Annotated in this window: 6 protein-coding genes; all 6 read right to left on the bottom strand. The window is 42.5% G+C overall.

The window, feature by feature from the left end; genetic code table 11:
• A partial coding sequence (locus JXR81_03470; GenBank protein ID MBN2753909.1) for a hypothetical protein occupies positions 1 to 412 on the bottom strand: 412 nt, incomplete at its 3' end.
• Between the two features lie 56 nt (positions 413 to 468).
• A complete protein-coding gene (locus tag JXR81_03465; protein MBN2753908.1) occupies positions 469 to 1,011 on the bottom strand; it encodes a hypothetical protein in 543 nt (180 codons plus the stop codon).
• A 232-nt stretch (positions 1,012 to 1,243) separates the two neighbouring features.
• Entirely contained in the window at positions 1,244 to 2,644 is a 1,401-nt protein-coding gene (locus JXR81_03460; GenBank protein MBN2753907.1) for an amidophosphoribosyltransferase, read from the bottom strand.
• Positions 2,645 to 2,648: 4 nt separating this feature from the next.
• Positions 2,649 to 4,961 (bottom strand): phosphoribosylformylglycinamidine synthase subunit PurL, encoded by a 2,313-nt coding sequence (gene purL / locus JXR81_03455; protein ID MBN2753906.1) that lies wholly within the window; start codon positions 4,959 to 4,961, stop codon positions 2,649 to 2,651.
• Positions 4,962 to 4,971: 10 nt separating this feature from the next.
• Positions 4,972 to 5,673, bottom strand: a complete 702-nt coding sequence (purQ, locus tag JXR81_03450) for a phosphoribosylformylglycinamidine synthase subunit PurQ (protein ID MBN2753905.1) — start codon at positions 5,671 to 5,673, stop codon at positions 4,972 to 4,974.
• Positions 5,674 to 5,703: 30 nt separating this feature from the next.
• On the bottom strand, positions 5,704 to 5,946 hold the full coding sequence (gene purS / locus JXR81_03445) for a phosphoribosylformylglycinamidine synthase subunit PurS (GenBank protein MBN2753904.1): 243 nt from the start codon (positions 5,944 to 5,946) through the stop codon (positions 5,704 to 5,706).
• Between the last annotated feature and the right edge of the window lie 54 nt (positions 5,947 to 6,000).

The following is a 6,000-nucleotide window of genomic DNA, read 5'->3' as shown; positions in this document are numbered from 1 at the left end:
TAAACTCGAACATAATTCCAGATATTAAACTAATACCCGAAATAAATTCATTACCTATATTAGCTTCATATCCAGGCTTTCTCTTTTTTATATAGTCAATATTCAACTCAAAAATCCTTACCCATACATTGTCAAAATACGGCAAACGATACTCTAATCTGGGTAAAACTATGCTATAAAAAGTATTTACTATTTCCTCGGTATTGTCATACTTATACTGAAGGGCAATTGAAAACCTTACCGTATTGTTATCATATACTTTTAGAATCAGGGGCGAAATTCCATATGTAATATAATCAAGGCCAGAAACAATACTGTCAACGCCCATAGAACCAAACACCTCAAAACCAATATTATCAAAAATCATTGTTTTTACGCATACCCCTTTATAATACCCAGCTTCAAATTCCACAGAATACGCGCAAAAAGGCAGCATTATTATCAACATAAGCATTAAATATATTTTTTTCATAGTTTTATCAGGAATCCCACGCTTTCTTTAAAATCAAGCAGTTCAATTTTGTTTTCCTCCAGAAGTCCTTCATCGTTTCCCCTGTAGATTAATCCCAAATTAAACAACAGAATAATATTTTCCATTCCGGGAATTGTCAGTCCAAGCTGGGGTATATTTAAGATTACCGAATATGTGGGGATATAAGCATCTTTTTGATCAGAAAATTCCGCAAAAACCGTAAATCCAAGGTCAATTGTCCCATATTCATTTTTAAATACATTTAAGTTAAGCGGGTTAATACCTATTTTAAACCTGTTTATTACTTCAGAAGTGCCTCTTTCATTATCTTTTTTCTCATAATAACTGTAATTAACCAGCAAATCCGTATGCAGCTGAGATGAATTCCAATACATCCTTCCGATAAAACAATCAGTATTATACCCAATGGCAAAGTCAGATGAATACGCACCGGAATGTGCAAGAAAAACAAATACAGGAACAAGTATAAAATTACATAAATACCTGTTTAGCTTTGTAAATACTTTTTGTCTTTTCAATTAAACCCCTCGCCACTTATTAAAAAAATAAAAAAAATCATTTTTATAATACCAGAATTTATTTTTTTGTCAAAACAATTAATTACATAATTACACAAAAAAAGGAGATAACCGCATATTTGCCCGTAAACGCAGAACCCCACTGCAAATTATTCTTTAAAACAAAAAACACGGACAGCGCGGGAGCGCTATCCCTACAAAATCAAGAGATTATTATAAAGATTAGTGCTTATCAGCACTTTTCAAATCTAATCTTATCCACATCCCCTGACACATCCAGGCTTACGGGATAATCGCCATCAAAGCATGCCATGCAGAACTTGTCTTTTCTACCGGACACTGACTTTACAAGCCCGTCCATGCTTAAGTACGCGAAAGAATCCACGCGCAGGTATTTTTTTATCTCTTCAGATGTATGGCTGTTGGCTATAAGTTCTGTTTTTGTGGGGAAATCCATCCCGTAAAAACATGGGTTATAGATAGGCGGAGAGGATATTCTGTAATGAATCTCTTTCGCGCCGGCATTCCTTATCATCTTTATTATCTTTCTGCTTGTAGTGCCGCGGACTATTGAATCATCCACAACCACAACCCTTTTGTCTTTAAGCAGCGGTTTAACGGCATTTAATTTTATCCTGACGCCAAAATCCCTGATATTCTGCGACGGTTCAATAAAAGTCCTGCCCACATAATGGTTCCTTATAAGCCCCATATCAAACTTTATTCCCGTGCCTTCAGAATAACCTATTGCGGCTGAAACTCCCGAGTCCGGCACCGGTATTACAATATCCGCGTCCACGTGCGATTCACGGCCCAGCTGCCTTCCAAGTTCCCTGCGGATATCAGACACGTTTCTGCCGAAAATATATGAATCCGGCCTTGCAAAGTATATAAATTCAAAGATGCACATTGCGCTTCTTCCGCGCTCCGCGAACTTTTCCGACCTCATTCCGTTTTTGTCAAAAATTACCACTTCTCCCGGTTCTACTGTGCCTATATGCTCCGCGTTCATAAGGTCAAACGCACAGGTCTCTGACGCCACTATATACGCGCCGTCAAGTTTTCCTATTTCAAGCGGGCGAAACCCGTTTGGGTCGCGGGCGGCTATCAGGCAGTCTTTGTTTAAAACCACAAAAGAAAAAGCGCCTTTTAATTCCGCAAGGGATCTTTTTACAGCTTCCACAAATTCCAGTTTATTATTTTTTGCGATTAAATGCACAAGCGTTTCGCTGTCCGCTGTGGATTCAAATATGGACCCGTCTTCTTCCAGTTTGCCCTTTATTACATCCGCGTTAACAAGGTTGCCGTTGTGCGCAACAGCCAGCGGCCCTTTTACATATTCCACCTTTATAGGCTGGGCATTTTCAATAACGGATGAACCGGTTGTTGAATAACGGACGTGGCCTATGGACATGCTTCCGGTTAAAAACGACAGTTTTTTCTCGTCAAATATATCCGCGACAATGCCCATGCTTTTTATTTCGCGCGCCCTGCTGTTTTCATCAACAGTCACTATTCCGGCGCTTTCCTGCCCCCTGTGCTGCAGCGCGTAAAGCCCAAGATAAGTTAAAGTAGATGCTTCCGGGTGGCCGTATACGCCCACGATGCCGCAGGCTTCTTTAGGATGATCCATGCAATCACACATATTGGTTTACTCCGTTTGACCATATTTTTTCAAGCTCTTCCACTGACACGGAAATTTTCTTTGAATTTGATTTGGCCGCCCAGTCAATATTAATTATCAGCTTTTCGCCGCCGGTCTTACCAAGCTCGCTTATCACCACATTATTTTTTGCGCCAAGCTTTTTTAATTTGTGCACGTCCGCTTTCGCGCACGTTACAATTATTCTGGACTGTGTCTCGCCGAACAGCAGCGAATCCGGCCTCATGTCGCTCTGCAGGTCCACATACGCCCCTATCATTGGGTCTCCGTGTATCTTTCCTGTTATGCAGCATTCAGCAAGGGTTACTGCAAGGCCGCCTTTGGAAATATCGTGGGCTGATTTTACGTAACCTGCCTTTATTCCGTCGCGCACTGTTTTCTGCACCTTTACTTCAAGGTCAAGGTCAATATCAGGCACAGGCCCTTTTATAAGGCCGTGCACCACTTTTAAATATTCAGATGCGCCTATTTCGTCTTTGGTGTGACCTATCATAAGTATGGCGTCGTCATTGCCCTTAAAGTACTGCTTCACATATTTTTTTTCTTTTCCTTTTATATATCCCACCATACCCACTGTGGGGGTGGGGTAAATGGCGCCGCTTGGACTTTCATTATAGAAGCTTACATTGCCGGAAATTACAGGCGTCTTTAATGCTGTTGCAGCAGCAGACATGCCTTCCACCGCTTTTTCAAACTGCCAAAAAATTTCCGGATTTTCCGGGTTGCCAAAATTAAGGCAGTTGGTAAATGCCGCCGGTTCCGCGCCGGAACAGCTTACGTTTCTTGCGGATTCCGCGATTGCAATCGCACCGCCTTTATACGGATCAAGATATGTATACCTGCCGTTGCAGTCAACCGACGTGGCTATCATAAAATCCCTGTCTTTTACATCTATGACCGCGGCATCAGAACCCGGCAGTGTCACCGTGTTTGTCTGCACCATGTGGTCATATTCTTCCCAGATTGCCGCTTTTGAAGCTATGTTGGGCGACCCGATAAGTTTTTTAAGCGTGCCTGTAAGGTCTTCCGGCGAATGTATTTTATCGGGATTAATATTGCTGGTTTCAAGGTATTTTGGTTTTACGCCTTTCTGATGTTTAAGCGGAAAAAGCGGGTGCTTGCTGTCTGTCAGCGGGAAATTAGGCATGTCCGCCACCATTTTGCCTTTTTCAATAATTACAAGATGAGGCTTTTTTATAACCTTTCCAATAACCACCGCGTGAAGCCCCCATTTATTTAAAACTTTTTCAACCGCTTTTTCTTTGCCTTTCTTGGCCACCAGAAGCATGCGCTCCTGGGATTCAGAAAGCATTATTTCATAAGCGTTCATGTTTTTTTCGCGCTGGGGTATTTTATCCATCCACAGCTCTATTCCAACGCCGCCCCTGTAAGCCATCTCTGTGCCGCTGGAAGTCAAGCCCGCAGCGCCCATATCCTGAATGCCTTCCATTATATCAAGGTCAATCAGTTCTAAGGTCGCTTCAAGCAGAAGTTTTTCCATAAATGGATCCGCTACCTGAACATTGCTGCGCTTTTCAGCGGTTTCAGCCGTAAGTTCAGCAGACGCAAAAGTAGCGCCGTGTATGCCGTCGCGGCCGGTGGCCGCGCCTATATACATTACCGAGTTGCCTACCCCTCTTGCAGTTGCTTTAATTATTTTTTTCTTTTCCACCACACCTATTGTCATGGCATTTACAAGGCAGTTATCTTCATAACAGTCTTCAAATACCGTTTCGCCGGCAACAGTGGGCACGCCCACGCAGTTGCCGTAAAACGCGATGCCTTTAACCACTCCCGGCAGAAGGCGCTGGGTATTTTTTGACTGCGGGCTGCCGAACCTTAACGAATTTAAATTCGCCACAGGCCTTGCGCCCATTGTGAATACATCCCTTAATATTCCGCCCACTCCCGTGGCCGCACCCTGAAAAGGCTCTACTGCGGAGGGATGGTTGTGCGATTCTATTTTAAATGCCACTGCAAGGTCAGTGCCGCTGTCTATGATGCCCGCGTTCTCTCCCGGGCCCTGAATTACGTATTTTCCCTTATGCGGAAACTTTCTTAAAGTGGTCTTGCTGTGTTTGTAGCTGCAGTGTTCTGACCACATAGCGGAAAAGATACCAAGTTCAACATAAGTGGGGGTGCGCCCCATTATCTTAAGGATATTTTCGTATTCGCCTTCCTTGAACCCGTGTTCTTTTATTATAGCCGGCGTTATTTCAAAACCGTTATATTCTATCTGCATGGCTTTTTCTTTTACTGTTTTTTTCTTTGCTTTTTTCCGCGCCATCTTGGTCTCCTTAGGCTTTCTTGATGTAATTTACGATGGATTCAAAAACCAGCCTGCCGTCCGTGGAACCAAGCTGAACTGACATTGCCCGTTCCGGATGAGGCATCATTCCAAGCACATTACCGCGTTTATTGGTTATTCCCGCAATCCCGTAAACCGAACCATTGGGATTTGTGGCTTCGTTAATATTACCTTTTGCGTCACAATAGCGGAAAGCAATCTGATCATTTTTTATAAGCCCGTTTAAGCCTTTGTCATCAGTAAAATAATTGCCTTCCTGATGCGCTATAGGAACCTTTATTACCTGCCCTTTGGCAAACTTATTTGTAAAAGGGGTGTCGGTATTTTCAACCGACAGGTTGATATATTTGCATATGAATTTAAGGTTTTTATTTACAAGCATGGCGCCGGGCAGAATTCCCGCTTCCAGCAGAATCTGAAATCCGTTGCAGATGCCTATTACATACTTTCCTTTTTTTTCCGAAAAATCCTTCATGCCGTCCATAACGCGCGCGAACCTTGCAATGGCGCCGGACCTTAAATAATCGCCGTAAGAAAAACCTCCCGGCACTATTATTACATCATACTTGTTTAACGCGGATTTATTTGAATCGTGCCAGATGTATTCAACGCTCTGGTTAAGTTCTTCTGCCGCCCATTTGCAGTCGGCATCGCAGTTAGAACCCGGAAATACTATTACACCAAACTTCACTTTTGCCGGCATTATAGGCTCCTTAGGGTATTATTCTACCTTGAATGTGTATTTTTCAATGTTGGGATTTGCAAGCAGTTTATCGCAGATTTCATCCACTTCTTTTTCAAGTTTGGCTGACTTTGCGTCCTTTGTCTCTATTTCAATAAACTTGCCCACTTTAACTTCTTCGATGTTCTTGTACCCCATTTTTTCAAGCGCATTGCCGATCGTTTTTCCCTGTGGGTCCAGGATTCCTTCTTTAAGAGTGACATAAATTTTAACTTTTGCCATGTTCCGGATTCTCCTTGCAGTAAAGTATGGAAAAAAATGACAGGATTATTATAT

Source organism: Candidatus Goldiibacteriota bacterium, from assembly GCA_016937715.1.
In the GTDB taxonomy this organism is placed as follows: domain Bacteria; phylum Oederibacteriota; class PGYV01; order PGYV01; family PGYV01; genus PGYV01.
This window is presented reverse-complemented; position numbering and strand designations above follow the sequence as displayed.